This is a genomic window from Gordonia sp. LMA167 (genome assembly GCF_058130025.1).
In genome coordinates this window covers 3,904,400-3,924,971 of the sequence record NZ_CM176708.1, presented here as the reverse complement: position 1 = coordinate 3,924,971, position 20,572 = coordinate 3,904,400, and the positions used below count along the sequence as shown (strand labels likewise).

Here is a 20,572-nt window from a genome sequence, read left to right as displayed (position 1 = left end):
GCGGCGGTCAGCGACCGCAGTTTCTCCCTGCTCCCGTGTCATCACCGCGGCGGCATGCTGCCGCCGTCGGTGTGCACGACTCACTCAAGATTCTTGCGCCCGGACAGCGTATCGACTCAATTCACCTTCGCACAGTTCGTGTACCAGGGTGGCAATTTTCTCGGGGTCATGCACGTGCCGACCGGGAACCGCGAGGTCACCGACATGCAGGCGTGCGCCGAACAACTCCGCGGCCCGGACAAGGTGATCCCGCTCACGACCAGCGGGCACCGAGGCGGCATCGACGATCACGTCGTTCACCCGGAGGACATCGGCATGGGCATGAAGGACGTGCAGATGCCGTTCCACCGAGAATCCGGTCGTCTCACCGGGTTCGGGTGCGAGGTTCACGAACAGCATCTTGCGGGCGGTGGTCTCCCGGAGCGCCTTGAGCTGCTCGGGCACCAGCACATGCGGAATGACGCTGGAGAACCAGGACCCGGGGCCGAGTACCACCAGATCGGCAGACCGGATCGCCGCCAGCGCGTCAGCGCAGGCCGGGGGCTCGCCCGGCAACAACCGGACGCGACGGACTTTCCCCGGAGTCGTCGCCACGGCCACCTGGCCGCGGATGCACCGGCTGATCCGTGGGTCGCTCTCCAGACCCGAGACGTCTGCTTCGATGTCCAGAGGCACCGTCGACATCGGCAACACCCGGCCGTCGATGTCGAACACGTCGACGAGTTCATCGAGCGCGGCCACCGGGTTCCCGGTCACCTCGGTGAGCCCGGCGAGCAGCAGGTTGCCGATGGGATGGCCGGCCAACGCGCCGCTGCCACCGAACCGGTGCTGAAAGATGCTCGCCCACAATTCGTGACCGTCCCGGCCGATCGGACGCACCCCGCTCGACCGGTCCGCGAGTGCGGCGGGTGCGGACATCAACGCCGACAAGGCCATCCGCAGATCCCCCGGCGGGATCACCCCGAGTTCGGCGCGCAGTCGTCCGGACGAACCGCCGTCGTCGGCGACGGTGACGACCGCGGTCACGTCGGGGCTGAGATAGCGCATCGCGGTGAGGGTGGCGTACAGCCCGTGACCGCCACCGAGGGCGACGATCCGCATCGGGCGGCGCTGCTGATCGTCGGTGCCACTCATTCGCGCCCCAGATCCCGGTGCAGGACCCGCACGTCGAACGTCGGCGTGCCATGCCGGTCCGTCATCGAGCGCAGACGCGCACCGATCTCTTCGGAGATGGCCACGCTACGGTGTTTCCCACCCGTGCATCCGATGCTGATCGTCATGTACCGCTTGCCTTCTCGCAGATATCCCGGCGCCACCACACCGATGATCTCGAGGTGGAGGTCCACGAAACGTCCCGCACCGTCCTGACCGAGCACGTAATCGCGGACGTCGTCGTCGCGACCATTCTGCTCCCGCAGCTCGGACACCCAGTACGGATTCGGCAGAAAACGCACGTCGACGACGAAATCCGAGTCGATCGGAAGGCCATACTTGAAACCGAAGGACTGCACGGCGACGCTCAGCCGGCCGTCCCCGTCGTGCGGATAGACACCCTCGACCACCTCGCGCAGCTTTGCCGCCGTCAGCGACGAGGTCTCGACCACCAGATCGGCGGAATTCTTGATCGGCGCGAGGATCACACGCTCACGGGCGATGCCGTCGACCAGGGTCTCACCACCCTGAAGCGGATGCCGCCGGCGAACCTGTTCGAACCGGCGGACCAGCACCTGATCGCTGGCGTCGAGAAAGAGCACCTTGGTGCGGGCTCCCGACGCCTCCAACGACTTTCGCAGGTCGTCGAGTTGCGTGCCGATCGACTCGTCGGAAGCGCGGATCACCATGGCCAGCCGCAAGATGTCCGGGTCGCTCTCCCGGACCAGGTCGATCATCGTGGTGATCAACGTCGGTGGGACATTGTCGGCCACATACCAACCGTCGTCCTCGAGGACGTTGGCCGCCGTCGAACGACCGGCCCCGGACATGCCGGCCACGAACAGAACGATCAGCGTCGGTGCGGGGGTCACCGGTGCCGGCACCCCGTCGGTTTCTCGTCGCTCAGTCACCTGTCGGTTCCTCCACTCGGTCGGGTGCGGGGCGCGGGCTCTCCGCCGACGGCCTGCGGTCTGCGGTGGGCGGAGCCGCATCCTCGGCCAGCGCCGCCCGAACAGCACGGGCGGTCGCCGCGCCGATGCCGGGCACCCCCGAGATGTCTTCCAGGGACGCCTCCCGAAGCCGCGCGACCGACCCGAAATGGGTCACCAGCGCGGTGCGTCGGGTGCGCCCGAGCCCGGGCACGCCGTCGAGGACGGATTCGGTCATCCGCTTGCTGCGTTTGCTGCGATGGAAGGTGATCGCGAACCGGTGAGCCTCGTCCCGCACCCGCTGCAGCAGGAATAGCGCTTCACTCGTCCGAGGCAGGATCACCGGGTCATCATCGCCGGGGACCCACACCTCTTCGAGCCGTTTGGCGAGACCGATGACCGCGACGTCGGTGACGCCGAGCTCGTCGAGCACCGTGGCGGCTGCGTGCACCTGGGGTGCGCCACCGTCGACGACGAAAAGGTTTGGCGGATAAGCGAACTTCCGAGGTCGTGCGGTGTCCGGATCGATCGGTGGCGGCGGGGCCTGCTCCTGGTCCTGCCGATGCCGCAGGAACCGCCGGCGGGTGACCTCGGCAATGGACGCCACATCGTCGGAACGCCCCTCGCCGGCGGCGTACCGGATCGCGTAATGCCGGTAGTCCGACTTACGGGGCAGCCCGTCCTCGAACACCACCAGCGATGCCACCACATCTGTCCCCTGCACATGCGAGATGTCGATGCATTCGATCCGCAGGGGCGCCTGGTCGAGGCCGAGGTTCTCCTGCAGTTCGGTGAGCGCGGCAGAGCGGGTAGTCAGGTCGCCCGCACGCCGCAACTTGTGCTGCGCCAGGGCCTCTGACGCGTTGCGGGCGACGGTGTCGAACAACGCCTTCTTGTCGCCGCGCTGCGGCACCCGCAGCGCCACCCGGCTGCCCCGCAGATCCGACAGCCACGACTGGAGGTCCTCGTGATCGTCGGGCAATTCGGGTACGAGGACCTCGCGCGGGATCGTCTCGCCGCGCGCCCGGTGCTCGTCGAGTTCTACCGAGGCGTCGAGATCGACCTGTGCACCGTAGAACTGCGTGACGAACTGGGTCACCTGCTCCCCCAGCGAACCGTCGTCGGATCGTTCGACCACCCAGCCCCGCTGCCCGCGCACGCGACCGCCCCGCACATGGAAGACCTGTACCGACACCTCGAGTTCGTCCCCGACCATCGCGACGACATCCGCGTCCGTACCATCGCCGAGGACCACCGCCTGCTTTTCCATCGCCCGACGCATCGCACCCACGTCGTCACGCAAGCGGGCCGCTCGTTCGAAGTCGAGTTCTTCAGCTGCCGTAGACATCTCGCGCTCGAGTCGGCGAATCATCTGATCCGTGCGCCCCGCCAGGAAGTCGCAGAAATCGTCCACGATCTCGCGATGTTCTTCGGCGGACACACGGCCGACGCAGGGCGCGGAACACTTGTCGATGTAACCGAGCAGACAGGGCCGATCGATCTGGCGATGCCGCTTGAACACCCCGGTCGAGCAGGTCCGGGCCGGGAACACCCGGGTGAGCAGATCGACGGTCTCGCGGATCGCCCACGCGTGCGAATAGGGGCCGAAGTAGCGGACGCCGCGGCGGCGGGGGCCGCGGTAGACGAACAGCCGCGGATACTCTTCGTTGAGCGTCACGGCCAACATCGGGTAGCTCTTGTCGTCGCGGTAGCGGACATTGAACCGCGGATCGAATTCCTTGATCCAGTTGTATTCGAGCTGCAGGGCTTCGACTTCGGTACCGACGACGGTCCACTCGACTGCCGCGGCGGTGGTCACCATCTGACGGGTACGGGGATGCAGCGACGCGAGGTCGGCGAAGTACGACGTCAGCCGCGACCGCAGGTTCTTGGCCTTGCCGACGTAGATGACCCTGCCGTGCGCATCACGGAACTTGTACACCCCGGGATCGGTGGGAATGGTGCCCGCGGCGGGACGATACGTTGTCGGGTCTGCCACGGATCCCAGGCTAGTCGAGGCGTCGGACTGCGATCTCCAGGGCGGCAGTGACCTCGCCCGGTCGCGTGGACTCCCTGGCGGAGCAGCCATGAGGGCGATGTCCGCGAGCTGCGGGTTGAGGAGCGGTGTGCGGGCCCGATACGTGTCGAGGACACCTCAGGTGATCTCGGTACGCCTCCCCACTCCGTTCGTCGGCTACTCGATCAGCAGAGGATGAGTCACGCCCACCCGACGGCAGGGAAATAGTCACGCACTCGATCACCGAGTACTGAGTGACAAGCTCCGGCCTCAGCGGTCGGACGTACGGTACCGCTCTTCGAGCTCGCGGAACGTGTTCATCGCGACGACCGCCCGGTCGGAGTCCCACGCCTGCACCGCCAGGACCGGGACATGTTCGTCCGCGGGCAGCAGAAGCCGCGCGGAGAATCCCTTCTCCGGGTACGACATCCCTCGTATCTGGTCCCAATCGAACAGACGCTCGCCGACCAGGTTGCGCACCCCGACGCCGGCCGGCCCGACCCGCAGTCGGGCCTGCGTGAACAGCAGGATCGCGGCGGCCTCGACCAACCCGATCAACGCCAGGCCGATCTGATCGGAGCCACCGATGTGCACACCGGTGTCGGAGATGGTCAGCAGGGCCGCGAAGGTGATGTGGATGGCCAGTACAACAACAGCCGCGATGATCGCGATCCGCGGCATGCGTCGCGGCCGGTACTCGAAATCCCACTGCACGGCGGTGTCGACGCTCATCGGAGTTCGCCGCGCGACAGCGCGCGCAGGGTCAATGCCGAGGCGAGCGCCGCCGTGGTGGCCTGCGCGCCCTTGTCTTCCTTGGAGTCCGGCAGGCCGGCACGCGCGAGAGCCTGCTCCTCGGTGAGGGTGGTCAACACGCCGTTGCCGACCGGGGTCGACTCGTCGAGGGACACCCGGGTCAGACCGGCGGTCACGGCGTCACAGACATACTCGAAATGCGGTGTCTCCCCTTTGATCACCACTCCGAGTGCGACGACGGCGTCGTGGTGGCGGGCGAGGGCCTGCACGATGACGGGCAGTTCGATGGCTCCTGCCACCTGCACGATCGTGGGGTCGCTGACCCCGTTGGCGGCGGCTGCGCGAACGGCACCGTCGAGCAACGCCGTGCAGATCGTGGTGTGCCACTGAGACGAGACGATGGCCAGGCGCACCGCGCTCGCATCCTGCAGGTCGAGCGTGGGTTCGCCGTGCCCGCTCATGCCGGCCCTGCTTCGGGACTGCCGTCGGCCCAGTCCTCGAGCCCTATCAGGTCGTGGCCCATCCGGTCACGCTTGGTCCGCAGATACCGAAGGTTCTCGGCGTTCGCGCGGATCGGCATCGGCACACGGTCGACGATCTGCAGGCCGTAGCCGTCCAGGCCGACCCGCTTGGCCGGGTTGTTGGTGAGCAGCCGCATCGAGCTGACGCCGAGATCGACGAGGATCTGGGCGCCGAGGCCGTAGTCACGCGAATCCGCCGGCAGGCCCAACTGCAGATTGGCGTCGACGGTGTCCGATCCGGAGTCCTGCAGCTGGTAGGCCTGCAGTTTGTGCAGCAGGCCGATACCGCGTCCCTCGTGACCGCGCATGTACAGCACCACCCCTCGCCCCTCGGCCGCGACCATCTCCATCGCGGCGTCGAGCTGAGGGCCGCAGTCACATCGCAGCGAGCCGAAGACATCACCGGTCAGGCACTCCGAATGCACCCGGACGAGCACATCGTGTCCGGCGCCGTCGCTGCCGGAGATGTCGCCCTTGACCAGCGCCACGTGCTCGACTTCGTCGTAGATGCTGGAGTAGCCGACGGCACGGAAGTCGCCGTGGCGGGTCGGGATGCGCGCCTCGGCGACCCGGACCACGTGCTTCTCGTGGCGACGGCGCCAGGCGATGAGGTCGGCGATCGAGATGAGGGCGAGGTCGTGGTCGTCGGCGAACACGCGCAGCTCGTCGGTCTGCGCCATCGAGCCCTCGTCCTTCTGGCTCACGATCTCGCAGATGACGCCGGCCGGGGTCAGCCCGGCCAGGCGGGCCAGGTCGACCGCGGCTTCGGTATGCCCGGGTCGACGGAGCACGCCGCCCTCCTTGGCGCGCAACGGAACCACGTGTCCGGGGCGGGTGAAGTCGACCGCGCTGCTGTTCGGATCCGCGAGCAGACGCATCGTGGTCGCGCGATCGGCCGCACTGATACCGGTACCGATGCCCTCGCGGGCGTCCACGGTGACCGTGTACGCGGTCCCGTGCTTGTCCTGATTCATCGAGTACATCGGTGGCAGACCGAGCCTGTCGCAGTCCTCGCCCGCGAGCGGCACACACAGGTAACCCGAGGTGTAGCGCACCATGAAGGCCACCAGTTCCGGGGTGGCCATCTCGGCGGCGAAGATCAGATCGCCCTCGTTCTCGCGATCCTCGTCATCGACGACGACGACCGCCTTGCCGGCCGCGATGTCCGCGATCGCCCGCTCGACCGAGTCGAGCTGCACCTTGTCGCGCACCGAAGAATCCGCCGCACCTGCCATGTCGCCACCGCCTACTGTCGTCTGCGCCATCGTTCTCACTCCACTCCCGACGTGTCCCGCACGTCATCGTCGTCCACGCCGGGTACCCGCGCGTCGTGAGGCTCCCGCAGAGCGGGATGCAGACGCTCGACATACTTGGCGATCACGTCGACCTCCAGATTCACCGGACTGCCCGCGGTGATGGTGCCGAGGTTGGTCTCCTGCAGGGTCGTCGGGATGAGCGAGATCTCGAACCAGGTGTCCTCGTCGGTGCCGCCGAGGCCCGCGACGGTCAGCGACACCCCGTCGACCGTGATCGATCCCTTCTCCACGATGTAGCGACTCAGCTCGTCGGGGACGGCGACGCGGACGATCGTCCAGTGCTCGGACGGGGTGATGGCGACGACTTCGCCGACCCCGTCGACGTGACCCTGCACGATGTGGCCACCGAAACGGCCGCCTGCGGCCATCGCGCGTTCGAGGTTGACCGGACTGCCGCTGGTGAGAGCCGCGAGCGAGCTGCGTCGCAGCGTCTCGGCCATCACGTCGACGGTGAACTCGTCGGGACCCTGTTCGACGACGGTCAGACACACGCCGTTCACTGCGATCGAATCACCGAATTTCGCGTCACTGGTGACCAGTGGTCCCCGGACGGTCAGGCGGGCCGCGTCGGACAGATCATCACGTCGGACGATCGTGCCGAGCTCCTCGACGATGCCGGTAAACACGTTGCGCTCCTCATGTCCTTGCTCGGAGCAGGCTCGATGTGAGGACGTGGGCGGCCGTCGGTGGTGCCCGGTTCTCTCACATCCGGACTATGACCGTCGGCTCCGGATTCACACCGGATCTGCTGTCCCTGCCGGTCGGCAGGCGCTCGCGGGCTCGACGTCCACGCATTGCGAGGACACCATCACCGCCGGTGGGGAATTACACCCCGCCCCGAGAACTCTGATATCGAAATTAGCACGACCGAACACGTCGGGAAATCAGGAGTCCGCTGAGCGGGTGAGAGTTGGGCCACATTCGACGATCGGATCGGCCATGGGTCAGCTGGTCAGGCGCAGCAGGACATCGTCGCCCAGGGTTTCGATCGCGGCGAGCGAGAACCGTTGTGCGTCGACGAGAGTCCGCACCCCACCGATGTCGACCGATGACGCGCCCGCGCCGAGCACCATCGGCGCGAGGTAGGCCTCGACCTCGTCGACCAGGCCGGCGGCGAGGAAAGCGCCGATGATCGACGGCCCGCCTTCGACGAGGACCCAGAGTGCGTCGTCGAGCGCGGACAGGACCTGCTGCGGGTCATGTGTCCGGACATGCACAAGGGGTGCGGCCGCGTCGGTGACCTTGGCCCCGGCCGGGATGTCACGATGCCCCATCACGACCCGTGTCGGCTGGTGAGTCCGCAACTGTCCGTTGTCGTGTCGCGCGGTGAGAGCGGGATCGTCGCGCAGCACGGTGCCGGTACCGACCACGATCGCATCGAGTGCCGCGCGCTGCCGGTGTACCCGCTGCCGGGCCGCTTCCCCGGTGATCCACTGGCTCGTCCCGTCCGGCGCGGCGACCCGGCCGTCGAGGGTCGAGGCGAGTTTGGCGGTGACGTAGGGACGGCCATGGAGCTGACGGAACATCCAGGCCCGCAACGGTCCGGCCGCCGCCTCGGCGGCTTCGACGTCGCCGACGACGGTGAGTCCGGCCGCTCGCAGGGTGTCCGCGCCGCCCGCGGCCGCCGGATTGGGATCGCCGAGCGCGTAATACACCGCCGACACCCCGGCCCCGATGAGGGCCTGGCTGCAGGGACCGGTCCGTCCCGTGTGGTTGCAGGGCTCGAGAGTGACAACCGCCGTCGCGCCGACCGCGGCATCCCCGGCGTCACGCAGGGCCATCACCTCGGCGTGGGCACCGCCCGGCGGCTGGGTGTGCCCCCGGCCGACGATCGACCCGTCACGCCCGACGATGACCGCACCGACCGGCGGGTTGGGCGAGCTGCTCCCCTGCGCCCCGCGGGACTCATCGATGGCCACCCGCATGGCGGCGGCGATGTCGGGATGACCACCGACCGGATCGTCGGGCACCGTCGCTCAGCCGGCGTTCGCGCGTGCGGCGGCTGCCTGATCGCGCAGCGCGGATACCGCGGCACCCGGATCGTCCGGCCCGTAGACCGCCGAGCCGGCCACGAAACAGTCGATGCCCGCCTCGGCGGCCTGTTCGATCGTATCGGCGTTGATGCCGCCGTCGATCTCGACGAGCAGGGTCAGATCCTCGGCATCGATGACCTTCCGGATCGCGCGGGCCTTGGCGAGCACCTCCGGCATGAACTTCTGTCCGCCGAAACCGGGCTCGACGCTCATGATCAGGAACGTGTCGAAATCACGCAGGATCTCGAGGTAAGGGTCCAGCGCGGTGCCCGGCTTGAGGCTCAGCCCGGCCTTGGCACCAGCTGCCCGGATGTCGCGGGCGACGGCAATCGGATCGTCGGTGGCCTCGGCGTGGAAGGTGACGTTGTAGGCGCCTGCTTCGGCGTACGGGGGCGCCCACCGCCCCGGATCCTCGATCATCAGATGACAGTCCAGCGGAATGTCGGTGGCCTTGAGCAGGCTCTCCACCACCGGCAGGCCAAGCGTCAGATTCGGCACGAAGTGGGCGTCCATCACGTCCACGTGGAGCCAGTCGGCGCGTGTCGCACCGGGCCCGGAGACCGCCTCGGCCTCGGCGGCCAGGTTGGCGAAATCCGCGGAAAGAATCGACGGGGCGATCATCGGATGTCCGGGAGCACACATGAGCACACATTGTAGAGAGCACCGGCGACGCGTCGGCACACCCTCAGCGCAGCTCCGACTCCGGGCTGCGTTCTAGGAGCGGCTGCGCCATCGCGGACACGTGTGTGGCGATGTCGTCGATGTCGGCGGCGGCAAGTGCCGGACTGCCGATCTTCTGCCGCATCACCACGATGCCCACGACGAGGGCGTTGAGGAGTTCGGCTCGCAGAGCAGCGTCGTCGGAGCCGCCCAGGCGCGGACCGAGACCTTCGGTGAACGTCCTCGCCACCATGTCGCGGATCACCTCGGTGATGGTCTCATTGTTGACCACACCCGCCAGTAGTGCGGTGTTGCCGCGGCCCGTCACGCTGACTTCGAGCACATGCCGGAGCAGGACCGTCGGCAGTTCGTCCAGTGGTACGGCCGCCAGCAGGTCCGCCACACCGGCACCCCCGGAACGGACGGCCTCGATGAACAGATTCTCTTTGGAGCCGAAGTACCGGTTGATCAGCGCCTGATTGACCCCCACCTCGGCGGCGATGTCGCGGGTCGTGGTCTGGGTTGCACCGCGCTCGGCCAGCATCGTTCGGGCGACCTGCAGCAAGGCCTCGCGCGTGGCCGCCGCATTGCGCGGACGTTGGGTCGTGTCGTCTGCCATAGGGTCACCTCCCGGTCGGATGGACCGCCTGTCAGCTTAACGGCGCTCCAAACCGGACTGTGCGGTGTTCGTCACATAAGTCGTCATGCGTTGACTTAGCCCGGTGACGAACTTACCGTAAAAGTCATCACCTGTTGACTTACGTTCGTCGTCCACAGTTCGCACCGACACGTATGCATCGCGGCTGCCACCGCCAACGCGGCGTCCATCCAGCAAGGAGTACATCTCGCCATGTCGTCCACCCACAGCACCTCACGCCCCGGCGCGGTGGTCGCCACCCTGGCGTTCGCCGGGACCACAGCGGCAGTCATGCAGACGCTGGTCACGCCCCTGCTTCCCGAGCTGCCCCGCATTCTGAACACGTCGGTCTCGAACTCGACGTGGGTCATCACCGTCACCCTGCTGGTCGCGGCGGTGTGTGTCCCGATCACCGGGCGACTCGGTGATCAACTCGGCAAGCGCCGCGTGCTGCTCGCGCTCACCGTCCCCCTGGCGCTCGGATCGGTTGTCTGCGCGCTGTCGTCGTCGGTCGTGCCGATGATCATCGGGCGCGGCCTGCAGGGACTCGGCATGGGCATGGTGCCGCTGGGCATCGCTCTCCTTCGCGACGTGGTTCCGGCGGAGAAACTCAGCGGATCCATCGCACTGGTGAGTGCGTCAATGGGTATCGGAGGCGGAATCGGCCTACCGGTGGCCGCCGCCGTTGCGGAATATGCAAGCTGGCGGGTGCTGTTCTGGGGCTCAGCCGTGCTCGCGGTGATGATCGGCGTCCTGGTGGCGTCGCTGGTCCCGGATGTGCGACCCGCAGCGACCGGACAGCGATTCGACGTCCCAGGGGCGGTCGGACTGGGGATCGGACTGGTCAGCCTGCTGCTGGCGGTCTCGAAGGGCGCCGAGTGGGGCTGGACCTCCGTATCCATACTGGGAATGCTGGCCCTCGCGATCGTCTCGCTGCTCGCGTGGGGGTACTGGGAACTGCGCACCCGCGACCCACTCGTCGACCTGCGCACCACTGCCCGACCCCGCGTGTTGACCACCAACATCGCGTCGATCTTCGTCGGCGTCGGCATGTACGCGAGCATGCTGGTCGTGCCTCAGATCATGCAGTTGCCCACGGCGACCGGCTTCGGATTGGGGCAGTCGATGCTGGCGACCGGCCTGTGGATGCTTCCCGGCGGATTGATGATGATGATCGTCTCACCGTTCGGCGGCAAGCTGAGCGACGCCCGCGGCCCGAAGTTCACGTTGATGTGCGGTGTTCTCGTGCTGGCGGCGGGCTACGGACTCTCGCTTCTGCTACTCGGCACCGCGTGGGGCCTGATGCTCTCGCTGATGGTCATCAACAGTGGCGTCGGCCTCGCCTATGGCGCCATGCCTGCACTGATCATGGGTTCGGTGCCGATCGGCGAAACCGCCGCGGCCAACGGGTTCAACACGCTCATGCGGTCGCTCGGCACATCCATCGGTGCCGCCACGATCGGAGCCGTGCTCGCCCAGATGACCATCGCATTCGGCGGTTACACGATGCCCTCGGAAGCCGGCTTCCAGGTGGCGTTGACGATCGGCGGCGGCGTCGCTCTCGTCGCGTTGGTGATCGCGTCGCTGATCCCGAACGGACGGCGGCCGGCAGCCGCGGCAGCCGGCGAAGCGTCACGCGCGTCGGAGACCGTCTCCGCCTGAGTCGGTCACGGCGTGAACGTCGGTCACGGCGGTGTCGAGAACTCCTGCAGCGCACGGGGTCTCGATACGCCACTCGCTGCCGCTCGCGTCTACTCGACCAGCGAGTGGCGCGGCTCACCGCGACCGACCGAACCAGCGAGCGACGCCGCCCACGCGACCGACGAAACCAGCGAACGACGCGACTCACCACGACCGACGAAACCAGCGAGCGACGCGACTCACGCGACCGACGAAACCAGCGAACGACGCGCCTCACCACGACCGACGAAACCAGCGAGCGACGCGACTCACGCGACCGACGAAACCAGCGAACGACGCGCCTCACCACGACCGACGGAACCAGCGAGTGACGCCGCCCACGCGACCGACGGATGGAAAGATGCGGGCACCCGACCAGGACGAGACGCTCAGCGACGCACCGCGGCGAGGAACATCGCATCGGTTCCGTGCAGATGGGGCCAGAGTTGGACATGGGGTCCGTCGCCAGCGTTGTCCACCGGCACCAGTGTGCGTGCGTCGATCTGCTCGGCGTCGGGGTGCTCGGCGAGGACAGCGGTGATCACCTCGGTGGTCTCGGCCGGATGTGGCGAACACGTCGAGTAGACGACCACACCGCCGGGACGCAGCAATCGCAGTGCCTCGGTGAGCAATTCGCGTTGCAACACCACGAGGTCGTCGACGTCGGCGGCGCTCCGGCGCCAGCGGGCCTCCGGCCGTCGCCGCAGCGATCCGAGTCCGCTGCAGGGCGCATCCAGCAGGATCCGGTCGTAACCCGGCCTCAATCCACTCGCCCGGGCGTCTGCGACGTGCACGTCCACCGGGAGATCGCGTACCACTTTCCGGATCAGTTCGGCACGATGATCCGATACCTCGACCGCGTCGAGATGCGCGCCGTCGATGTCGGCGATCGCGGCGACCAGGGCCGCCTTGCCACCCGGGCCGGCGCACATGTCCAGCCAGCGCCCGGCGTCGTCGGCCACCTCCGCGACCGTCACCGCGCGTCCGACCAACTGGCTGCCCTCGTCCTGGACGCCGGCGTAGCCGTCGCGCACGGCCTCCAGATCGCCGGGATCACCGCCGGGCAGGTACACACAGTACGGCGAGTATCGGCCGACCTCGCCGTCACAGGTCAGGGCCAGTTCTTCGGCCGTGATGAGACCCGGACGCGCCACGAGGTGCACGGGCGGACGCTCGTCGTCGGCGGCGAGCGCCGCCTGTAACTGGCCTGCGGATCCGCCGAGAGCCTCGAAGAACACCTGGGCGATCCACCGCGGATGCGCGTACCGCAACGCCAGGTTGCCGATCAGATCGTCGGCGATCGACGGCGCGAGCTGCTCGATCCACATCTCCTCGTCGCGCTGGGACACCTTGCGCAGCACGGCGTTGACGAAGCCGGCGGGTCCCATGCCCATCTCGGATCGGATGAGGTCGACGGACGTCGAGACGGCGGCGTGCGCCCCGATACGAGTACGCAGCAGCTGATAGGTGCCCAGTCGGAGTACATCGAGGACCGCGCCGTCGATCTCGCCGACCGGCCGGCTCGCCGCCGACTCGATCACGCGGTCCAGCAAGCCCTGTGCACGGGCCGCACCATAGGTGAGCTCGGTGGCCAGCGCGGCGTCGCGGCCACTGATCCCTCTCTCCCGCAACATTTTCGGTAAGACGAGGTTGGCATACGCGTCCCGCTCACGGACAGCCCGCAGCGTGTCGCGAGCAGCGGCGCGGACGGGGTCGACGGCTTTGTCGCGGATCATTGGCGATCGTTCGGACCGTTTCACTGCAGTACCGTCCCATCGGCCAATCGTGCGCCGCGCGCCCAATCCGCTGCCGGCATGGGTTTCTTGCCCGGCGGCTGTACCCAGGAGAGTCGCACCGGGCGCGTCGCCGTGGCGACGTCCACCGTCTTCTTCGCGACGATCAGCGCACCCGGCACCGGGCTTCCACCTGTGTCGTCGGTGTCGGCGCTGTCGTCGTCGACGGGAGCGACGGGGCCGACCTTGACGCGTGCCCCATCCAGGGTGGTCCAGGCACCGGGGGCGGGGGTGTGCGCACGGATGCGGCGATCGACGATGTGTGCAGGCAGATCCCACCGGATCCGGGCGTCGTCCACCTCCACCTTCGGTGCATGGCTGACGCCTCCCCCGGACTGGGCCACCGGTGTCAGCGTGCCGGACTCGATTCCGTCGAGCGTCGAGAGCATCAGGTGTGCGCCGCTCTCGGCGAGGCGGCCGAGGAGGTCCCCGCTCGTGTCCGTGGCCGCGACCGTCTCGGTGATGACGCCGTAGACCGGACCGGTATCGAGACCTTCCTCCAGGCGGAACGTGCTCGCACCCGTGATCTCGTCGCCGGCCGCGATCGCATGCTGCACAGGGGCCGCACCCCGCCAGGCGGGCAGCACCGAGAAGTGCAGATTCACCCAACCGTGCGTGGGCAGGTCGAGCAGTCCGGGCGGAACCAATCCGCCGTAGGCGACGATGGCGCCACAATCCGGCCGCCATGACCTCAGTCGATCGAGCACACCCGGATCCGTCAGCCGGCGCGGCGTGATGACCTCGATGTGGTGCTCATCGGCAACCGAGGCGACCGGTGACCGGACCAGACTCCGCCCGCGGCCGGCCGCCGCATCCGGACGCGACACCACGCCGACGACCTCGTGCTGCGGCGAGGCGAGCAGCAGTCTGAGCGACGGCACCGCCACGTCCGGCGTTCCGGCGAACACAACCCTCATACGACCCTCTCGTCCCCGACTGCGAATAGTGACACCCGCCGCCCCTGCTCATCCTGCCCTGCGGATCCGACCGGCTGACCCGATCCCCGCAACTCATCCGATCGTAGGGGGATCCACCTGGACCCGGATCGGACCCGTCTCGTGGTGGGTGTTGCGGCCGACCTGCGCGCTGACCAGGGCCGCCGCGAGCTGCTTGCCCTCACGCCGGTCCACCCGCAGCAGCACCCGCTCCACCTCGCCGTCGAACGCGTCACCCGAACCTGCTGGGGCCCGTACGCCCGCGGGAAGTGGCACCGGCCCGAGTGTCTCCCCACTCGCCGGGAGCCGGACCTTCTCCACGAACTGCGACACGGTGCTCGGCGCACCGTCGATCGAGGCCATGGTCACGGCGGGCGGAAAACCCAGCTCGGCTCGCTCGCCCAGTTCCTGATCGGCGAAACCCACCGGATCCCAGCGGATCAACGCCTGCACGGGAAGCAGTCCGGCATCCGCGACGATGACGACGGTGCCGCCGTCGTCGCGTGCTCGCACCAGCGACCCGACCGCCATCCAGCGGCGAACCGCGTCCTCTCCGGCACGCAGATCCGCGCGATCGAGCTGCGCCCAGGTGTCCAGGACGACTGCTGCACCGTACCCGTTCGCGACCGTCGGTTCCGCACCCGGCGTCGCCACGACGACTCGTGCACCGGGCTCGATCGCATCGACGACCGTGGAGCCGCCCGAGGTGATGATCGGCACGCCCGCGAAGGCACGGCCCAGCTCCTCGGCGGTGCGTCGGGCACCGGTGCTGAGCGCACGGACCTCGGTGCCGCCGCACTCGGCGCACCGGAACGTCGGCTCCGGCCGTCCGCACCACCGGCAGGACAGTGAGCCGCGGGCGTCCAGCTGCAATGGGCCGTGGCAGGACCGGCACCGGGCATGTGCCCGGCAGCGCGCACATGCCACCGACGGGATGTAGCCGCGCCGCGGGACGCTGAAGAGCACCGGAGCATCGGCCGCGATCGCCGACCGGGCCGCCTCGAACGCGATACCCGGGATGCGTGCGGATCGCGCCAGCGGGTCACCGGCGATGCGCCGGTCCTCGTCACTGAGCCCGAGCACGCGGGCGGTCCGGGCGCGAACGGTGTTCCGATCGGCGACGAGGTCATGCGCCCAGCCCGCGGTGACGAGCGAATGCGCCTCGGTGGTACGGGCGAACCCGCCGATCACCAGTGCCGATCGCTGCAGGTGTGAGCGCAACACGGCGACCTCGCGGGGATGGGGGTACGGCGCGCGGGGCTCGTTGAGGCTGTCGTCGCCGTCGTCCCAGATCACGATCAGGCCCAGGTCATGCACCGGCGCGAAGACGGCGCTGCGCGTGCCGAGTACCACGTCCGCGCCGCCACGGCGGGCCGCCAGCCACCGGCGGTAGCGGGCGGTGGGGCCCAGCCCGGCGGCCAGCGTGACGCAGCGATCCCCGAACGACGGCGCACACGCCCGCTCCAACCGGTCCAGATCGCGTTGATCCGGGACCACGATGATCGTCCCGCGCCCGGCGGCCGCTGTGGTGGCCGCGAGTTCGGCCAGGCGAGCGGGCCAGTCCTCGCCTGCCGTCGCCTGCCAGACGGCGCGTGGTTGGCCGGAGTGCAGTGAGGCGACGAACGAGTCGGCCATCGGATACGTCCGCCACGCCGAGAGGTCCGGTTCGGCCACGGCCGGTGAGGTCGGACCGGCGGGCGTCTCCTTCTCGGTGCGCGCGTGACGCGGCGGGATGGCCAGGCGGATCACGTCGGACATGGTGCCGGCGTAGCGGTCGGCGACCGCCCGGCACAGCGCGGCGAGGTCGCCGTCGAGCACCGGTTCGGGTGATACGACCCGTTCCAGCCAGCCGAGTTTACCGACGTGGTCGCTCTCCGCGACACGCTCGAGCAGATATCCGTCGACGAGGCGCCCGGAGAAACGGACGCGGACACGCACGCCCGGGACCGCCTGCTCGTCCTGTTCGGCGTCGATCAGGTAGTCGAACGGTCGGTCGAGGTGCGCGAGCCCGAGCATGGGCAGCACCTTGCCGACCGGCAACTGCGACGCGGACACACGCGAACCACCCCGGGACGTCACAGCGGCAGTCGGACGGGCGCGGCTCAGAGGCCTGCGGCGGCCCGCAGCTTCTCGGCGCGGTCGGTGCGCTCCCACGGGAGGTCGACGTCGGTGCGGCCGAAGTGGCCGTACGCGGCAGTGGGGCCGTAGATGGGTCGCAACAGGTCGAGGTCGCGGATGATCGCGAGCGGCCGGAGGTCGAAGATCTCCGAGATGGCCTTCTCGATCACCGCGGGATCGACCCGCTCGGTGCCGAAGGTCTCCACGAACAGGCCGACCGGGGCCGCCTTGCCGATCGCGTAGGCGACCTGGACCTCGATGCGTCCGGCCAGGCCGGCGGCCACCGCGTTCTTGGCAACCCACCGCATCGCGTAGGCCGCGCTGCGGTCGACCTTCGACGGGTCCTTGCCGGAGAACGCGCCACCGCCGTGTCGGGCCATGCCGCCGTAGGTGTCGACGATGATCTTGCGTCCGGTGAGCCCCGCATCGCCCATCGGGCCACCCAGGACGAACTTGCCGGTCGGGTTGACCAGCAGTCGGACGTCGGAGGTGTCGAGTCCGGTCAGTGCGATATCGGCGAGAACCGAATCGAGCACCTTGGTGCGGATGTCGGGTGCCAGCATGTTGTCGAGGTCGATGTCGGCGGCGTGCTGGGTGGAGATCACCACGGTGTCCAGGCGCACCGGCTTGTCTTTGTCGTATTCGATGGTGACCTGGGTCTTGCCGTCCGGGCGCAGGTACGGCAGCACACCGGACTTGCGGACCTCGGTCAGGCGACGCGACAGGCGGTGCGCGAGGGCGATCGGCAACGGCATCAGCTCAGGCGTCTCGTCGGTCGCGTAACCGAACATCAGACCCTGGTCGCCGGCGCCCTGACTGTCGATCTCGTCCTCCGAGATGCCGCTGCGGCTCTCGTGCGAATTGAACACGCCGCCGGCGATATCGGGCGACTGGGCGCCGATCGCGACGTTGACACCGCAGGACGCACCGTCGAATCCCTTGGTCGAGGAGTCGTAGCCGATGTCGAGGATCTTGGCGCGCACGATGCCCGGGATGTCGACGTAGGCCGTGGTGGTGACCTCGCCGGCGACATGCACCTGTCCGGTCGTGACGAGGGTCTCCACGGCGACACGGGCCTTCGGGTCCTCGGCGAGCATCGCGTCGAGGATCGAGTCACTGATCGCGTCACAGATCTTGTCGGGGTGCCCCTCGGTGACGGATTCGCTGGTGAACAGGCGTGACGCAGAGGTGGTCATCTGATCCTCTCGGCTCTTTCCGGGCCCGGGTGCGGGCACGTTCGACGGCATCTGCCGTTGATTGTCTCTACTGAACGATGGTTTTGCACTACGGGACGAGACCGCAGCGAACGCGTTCCAAACTACACATCGGTGACCGGCGGTGTTTCGTCAGGCCGTGTCGTGATCGCTGCGTACCAGGGCACGGACCTCGTCAAGGATTCTGCTCGACATGAGTGTCTTGGATCCGAACGGGAGCGCGGTCTCGGTGCCCGTCGCGGAGAGCAGCCAACCGGTGTTGTCCTCGGTCCCGAACGCCTTGCCCTCACCGACCGCGTTGACCACCAGGAGATCGCACCCCTTTCGGTGCAGTTTGGTGCGCCCGTGGTCGAGCACGCCCCCGGTCTCGTCGCCGGTCTCCGCGGCGAATCCGACGATCACCGTCTCGGCGGGGATACGGCCGGCGTCGCGGCTGGTGACGAGTCCGCGCAGGATGTCCGGGTTGGTGGTGAGCTCGATCGGCGCCGGCCCGTCCTCGCCCTTCTTGATCTTCGCGTCCGCCACCGAGATCGGCCGGAAGTCGGCGACGGCGGCGGCCATGATCACGACGTCGGCCTCGGCAGCCCGTTTGGTCATCTCGTCGGAGAGTTGTTCGGCGCTCGACACCCGGACGATGTCGACACCCGCCGGATCGCCCGGGTCGGCGGTCGAGCCCGCGACGACGGTCACGGTGGCGCCACGCTGGGCGGCCGCGCGCGCCAGCGCGAAGCCTTGCTTGCCGGAACTGTGATTTCCGAGATAACGCACCGGGTCGAGGGGTTCGCGCGTACCACCGGCGCTGATCACCACGCGCACACCTGCGAGGTCGTAGGGCAACGCGTCGGGCCGGTCGAGCAGGAGTTCACCGATCATGGCGATCTCCTGCGGATCGGGTAGTCGGCCGGGACCGCTGTCGGTCCCCGTCAGGCGGCCGGACGCCGGGGTCATCACGGTCGAGCCGTGTGCGCGCAGCGTCGCCACATTGGCCTGTGTGGCGGGATGCTCCCACATCTCGGTGTGCATCGCGGGCACGAAGAGCACCGGACAGCGGACCGTCAGCAGCGACGAGGTCAGCAGATCGTCCGCACGCCCCGAGGCCGCCCGGGCCATCAGGTCCGCGGTCGCGGGGGCGACGATCACGAGATCGGCGCCCTGCCCGAGACGCACGTGTGCCACCTGATCGACGTCGTCGAAGACGTCGATGGTGACGGGATTACCGGTCAGCGCCTCGAAGGTGGCGGCACCGACGAACTTGAGCGCCGCCTGTGTGGGCACCACCCGCACATCGTGGCCGGCCTCGGTGAAGTGCCGGATCACCGAGCACACCTTGTACGCGGCGATCCCGCCGCCGACACCGATGAGGACCCGGCGCTGTGTGCCGGGCGAACTGGTGCGTGTCGTGGCCATCCCCCGCGCCCGAGGTCTTATTCGCCTTCGGTGTGCTCGAGGAGGTCGGAGTGGATCTCCCGCATCGCGATCGACAGCGGCTTCTCCTGCAGCCCGGGCTCGACGAGAGGGCCGACATATTCGAGGATGCCGTCACCGAGCTGGTTGTAGTAGTCGTTGATCTGACGCGCACGCTTGGCCGCGTAGATGACCAGCGCATACTTCGACGACGCGCGCTCGAGCAGTTCGTCGATCGGCGGATTGGTGATACCCAGCGGGGTCTCATATGCCGGTGCGTCGGCAATCTCGGTCAGGTCGAAATTCGTCGGGGTGCTCACGCAATCTCCTGCATCACTGTGCTGTGGTGACGACGACCTGCTGCGAACGGCAGGTCGTCGGCTCTTCTCAAACGTCTGAGGTCGACTGTCGGGCGGAAGTCGGCGGCGTGGTCGACTCGTCGGACCCGACCAGCAAGGATACCAACTCGGAGGCCACCTGGTCGACTTCGCGATTCACGAGCACGTGATCGAACTCGTTTTGTGCCGCCATCTCGGTGCGCGCGGTCTCCAGTCGGCGGGCCACGACCTCGTCCGTCTCGGTGCCACGACCACGGAGCCGGGCCTCCAGATCGTCCCATGTGGGAGGGGCCAGGAACACGCTGATCGCCTCGGGCAGTCGGCGGACCACGTTGCGGGCACCGACCAGGTCGACCTCGACGAGAACCGGCAGGCCCTGCTCCAGCGCAGCGACGACGGGGTCCCGCGGGGTGCCGGATCGCTGCAGGCCACCGTGGATCTCCGCCCACTCCAGCAGCGCGCCGTCGGCGATCATCCGGTCGAACTCGTCGGCGCCGACGAAGTGGTAGTCGCGACCATCCACCTCACCCGGCCGGGGCGCGCGCGTCGTCGCGGACACGCTGAAGTGCATCTGCGGGAGCATCTCACGCACCTTGGCCACCACGGTGGACTTCCCCACGGCCGAGGGGCCGACCAATACCACCAGTCGGCCCCTCGTGCTCGCGGTGTGCGGCTGCTCGGGTGTCGGGCGGGTCACCGCCGAACCTGTGCCGTCATCACGCTCGGCTGTTCGTGTCGCTCGATCAGGAGCTGAACTTCTCGAGCAGCGCCTTGCGCTGGCGATCGCCGAGACCGCGCAGGCGACGCGTCGGTGCGATCTCCAGTTCGGTCATGATCTCCTGCGCCTTGACCTTGCCGACCTTCGGCAGGGCCTCGAGCAGTGCCGAGACCTTCATCTTGCCCAGGATCTCGTCGTTCTCGGCGTCCTTGAGCACCTGCTTGAGGTCGGTGCCGCCGCGCTTCAGGCGTTCCTTGAGCTCGGCGCGGGCCCGCCGAGCGGCAGCTGCCTTCTCCAACGCGGCAGCGCGCTGCTCGTCTGTCAACTGCGGAAGGGCCACGGGTTCCTCCGTCT

19 protein-coding genes and 1 riboswitch are annotated in these 20,572 nt (G+C 68.3%); of the genes, 1 reads left to right on the top strand and 18 read right to left on the bottom strand.

The genetic code is table 11. From position 1 onward, the window contains the following. Positions 1 to 84: 84 nt before the first annotated feature. The 10 genes from ACVT6V_RS17870 to ACVT6V_RS17825 form a co-directional block, all read right to left on the bottom strand. Complete coding sequence (locus ACVT6V_RS17870; protein ID WP_489895073.1) at positions 85 to 1,134, bottom strand: gluconeogenesis factor YvcK family protein; 1,050 nt, start codon at positions 1,132 to 1,134, stop codon at positions 85 to 87. Further along, on the bottom strand, positions 1,131 to 2,063 hold the full coding sequence (rapZ, locus tag ACVT6V_RS17865) for an RNase adapter RapZ (RefSeq protein WP_489895071.1): 933 nt from the start codon (positions 2,061 to 2,063) through the stop codon (positions 1,131 to 1,133). Before rapZ ends, ACVT6V_RS17870 begins: the two co-directional genes overlap by 4 nt. Further along, positions 2,056 to 4,080 (bottom strand): excinuclease ABC subunit UvrC, encoded by a 2,025-nt coding sequence (gene uvrC, locus ACVT6V_RS17860; protein WP_489895069.1) that lies wholly within the window; start codon positions 4,078 to 4,080, stop codon positions 2,056 to 2,058. Before uvrC ends, rapZ begins: the two co-directional genes overlap by 8 nt. A gap of 288 nt (positions 4,081 to 4,368) precedes the next feature. Beyond that, entirely contained in the window at positions 4,369 to 4,830 is a 462-nt protein-coding gene (locus ACVT6V_RS17855; protein WP_489895067.1) for a PH domain-containing protein, read from the bottom strand. Further along, a complete protein-coding gene (gene ribH, locus ACVT6V_RS17850; RefSeq protein ID WP_489895065.1) occupies positions 4,827 to 5,312 on the bottom strand; it encodes a 6,7-dimethyl-8-ribityllumazine synthase in 486 nt (161 codons plus the stop codon). Before ribH ends, ACVT6V_RS17855 begins: the two co-directional genes overlap by 4 nt. Continuing rightward, on the bottom strand, positions 5,309 to 6,607 hold the full coding sequence (locus ACVT6V_RS17845) for a bifunctional 3,4-dihydroxy-2-butanone-4-phosphate synthase/GTP cyclohydrolase II (protein ID WP_489900868.1): 1,299 nt from the start codon (positions 6,605 to 6,607) through the stop codon (positions 5,309 to 5,311). Before ACVT6V_RS17845 ends, ribH begins: the two co-directional genes overlap by 4 nt. Before the next feature lie 35 nt (positions 6,608 to 6,642). Continuing rightward, positions 6,643 to 7,314, bottom strand: a complete 672-nt coding sequence (locus tag ACVT6V_RS17840) for a riboflavin synthase (RefSeq protein ID WP_489895063.1) — start codon at positions 7,312 to 7,314, stop codon at positions 6,643 to 6,645. Between the two features lie 66 nt (positions 7,315 to 7,380). Continuing rightward, positions 7,381 to 7,537, bottom strand: a riboswitch (FMN riboswitch). A 95-nt stretch (positions 7,538 to 7,632) separates the two neighbouring features. After that, positions 7,633 to 8,613, bottom strand: a complete 981-nt coding sequence (gene ribD, locus ACVT6V_RS17835; RefSeq protein ID WP_489900867.1) for a bifunctional diaminohydroxyphosphoribosylaminopyrimidine deaminase/5-amino-6-(5-phosphoribosylamino)uracil reductase RibD — start codon at positions 8,611 to 8,613, stop codon at positions 7,633 to 7,635. 51 nt (positions 8,614 to 8,664) lie between these two features. Next, positions 8,665 to 9,363: a ribulose-phosphate 3-epimerase gene (rpe, locus tag ACVT6V_RS17830; protein WP_489895061.1), complete on the bottom strand. Its 699-nt coding sequence runs from the start codon at positions 9,361 to 9,363 to the stop codon at positions 8,665 to 8,667. Positions 9,364 to 9,406: 43 nt separating this feature from the next. Beyond that, the gene (locus ACVT6V_RS17825) at positions 9,407 to 10,000 is read right to left on the bottom strand and encodes a TetR/AcrR family transcriptional regulator (protein WP_489895059.1); all 594 of its coding nucleotides are present in this window, start codon (positions 9,998 to 10,000) and stop codon (positions 9,407 to 9,409) included. A 231-nt stretch (positions 10,001 to 10,231) separates the two neighbouring features. Between ACVT6V_RS17825 and ACVT6V_RS17820 the strand changes: the two genes are divergently transcribed. Next, positions 10,232 to 11,680: an MFS transporter gene (locus ACVT6V_RS17820; protein ID WP_489895057.1), complete on the top strand. Its 1,449-nt coding sequence runs from the start codon at positions 10,232 to 10,234 to the stop codon at positions 11,678 to 11,680. Positions 11,681 to 12,087: 407 nt separating this feature from the next. On the opposite strand, the gene ACVT6V_RS17815 is transcribed toward ACVT6V_RS17820, so the two are convergent. The 8 genes from ACVT6V_RS17815 to mihF all read right to left on the bottom strand — a co-directional run bounded on the left by ACVT6V_RS17815 (position 12,088) and on the right by mihF (position 20,558). Further along, positions 12,088 to 13,434, bottom strand: a complete 1,347-nt coding sequence (locus ACVT6V_RS17815) for an RsmB/NOP family class I SAM-dependent RNA methyltransferase (protein WP_489895055.1) — start codon at positions 13,432 to 13,434, stop codon at positions 12,088 to 12,090. 20 nt (positions 13,435 to 13,454) lie between these two features. Next, entirely contained in the window at positions 13,455 to 14,408 is a 954-nt protein-coding gene (gene fmt, locus ACVT6V_RS17810; RefSeq protein ID WP_489895053.1) for a methionyl-tRNA formyltransferase, read from the bottom strand. Positions 14,409 to 14,501: 93 nt separating this feature from the next. Continuing rightward, entirely contained in the window at positions 14,502 to 16,442 is a 1,941-nt protein-coding gene (locus ACVT6V_RS17805) for a primosomal protein N' (protein WP_489900865.1), read from the bottom strand. Positions 16,443 to 16,528: 86 nt separating this feature from the next. Continuing rightward, complete coding sequence (gene metK / locus ACVT6V_RS17800; RefSeq protein WP_489895051.1) at positions 16,529 to 17,740, bottom strand: methionine adenosyltransferase; 1,212 nt, start codon at positions 17,738 to 17,740, stop codon at positions 16,529 to 16,531. A gap of 150 nt (positions 17,741 to 17,890) precedes the next feature. After that, the gene (gene coaBC, locus ACVT6V_RS17795; protein ID WP_489895049.1) at positions 17,891 to 19,165 is read right to left on the bottom strand and encodes a bifunctional phosphopantothenoylcysteine decarboxylase/phosphopantothenate--cysteine ligase CoaBC; all 1,275 of its coding nucleotides are present in this window, start codon (positions 19,163 to 19,165) and stop codon (positions 17,891 to 17,893) included. 17 nt (positions 19,166 to 19,182) lie between these two features. Continuing rightward, positions 19,183 to 19,482 (bottom strand): DNA-directed RNA polymerase subunit omega, encoded by a 300-nt coding sequence (rpoZ, locus tag ACVT6V_RS17790; RefSeq protein ID WP_489895047.1) that lies wholly within the window; start codon positions 19,480 to 19,482, stop codon positions 19,183 to 19,185. Positions 19,483 to 19,549: 67 nt separating this feature from the next. Beyond that, positions 19,550 to 20,197: a guanylate kinase gene (gmk, locus tag ACVT6V_RS17785; protein WP_489895045.1), complete on the bottom strand. Its 648-nt coding sequence runs from the start codon at positions 20,195 to 20,197 to the stop codon at positions 19,550 to 19,552. A 46-nt stretch (positions 20,198 to 20,243) separates the two neighbouring features. Beyond that, complete coding sequence (mihF, locus tag ACVT6V_RS17780; RefSeq protein WP_012834141.1) at positions 20,244 to 20,558, bottom strand: integration host factor, actinobacterial type; 315 nt, start codon at positions 20,556 to 20,558, stop codon at positions 20,244 to 20,246. Positions 20,559 to 20,572 lie beyond the last annotated feature (14 nt).

Coding starts and splice junctions, on each gene's coding strand:
- ACVT6V_RS17870 (WP_489895073.1), bottom strand. CDS start 1,134: ATGAGTGGCACCGACGATCAGCAGCGCCGCCCGATGCGGATCGTCGCC.
- ACVT6V_RS17855 (WP_489895067.1), bottom strand. CDS start 4,830: ATGAGCGTCGACACCGCCGTGCAGTGGGATTTCGAGTACCGGCCGCGA.
- ribH (WP_489895065.1), bottom strand. CDS start 5,312: ATGAGCGGGCACGGCGAACCCACGCTCGACCTGCAGGATGCGAGCGCG.
- ACVT6V_RS17845 (WP_489900868.1), bottom strand. CDS start 6,607: ATGGCAGGTGCGGCGGATTCTTCGGTGCGCGACAAGGTGCAGCTCGAC.
- ribD (WP_489900867.1), bottom strand. CDS start 8,613: ATGCGGGTGGCCATCGATGAGTCCCGCGGGGCGCAGGGGAGCAGCTCG.
- rpe (WP_489895061.1), bottom strand. CDS start 9,363: ATGTGTGCTCCCGGACATCCGATGATCGCCCCGTCGATTCTTTCCGCG.
- ACVT6V_RS17825 (WP_489895059.1), bottom strand. CDS start 10,000: ATGGCAGACGACACGACCCAACGTCCGCGCAATGCGGCGGCCACGCGC.
- ACVT6V_RS17820 (WP_489895057.1), top strand. CDS start 10,232: ATGTCGTCCACCCACAGCACCTCACGCCCCGGCGCGGTGGTCGCCACC.
- ACVT6V_RS17815 (WP_489895055.1), bottom strand. CDS start 13,434: ATGATCCGCGACAAAGCCGTCGACCCCGTCCGCGCCGCTGCTCGCGAC.
- fmt (WP_489895053.1), bottom strand. CDS start 14,408: ATGAGGGTTGTGTTCGCCGGAACGCCGGACGTGGCGGTGCCGTCGCTC.
- ACVT6V_RS17805 (WP_489900865.1), bottom strand. CDS start 16,442: ATGCTCGGGCTCGCGCACCTCGACCGACCGTTCGACTACCTGATCGAC.
- metK (WP_489895051.1), bottom strand. CDS start 17,740: ATGACCACCTCTGCGTCACGCCTGTTCACCAGCGAATCCGTCACCGAG.
- coaBC (WP_489895049.1), bottom strand. CDS start 19,165: ATGGCCACGACACGCACCAGTTCGCCCGGCACACAGCGCCGGGTCCTC.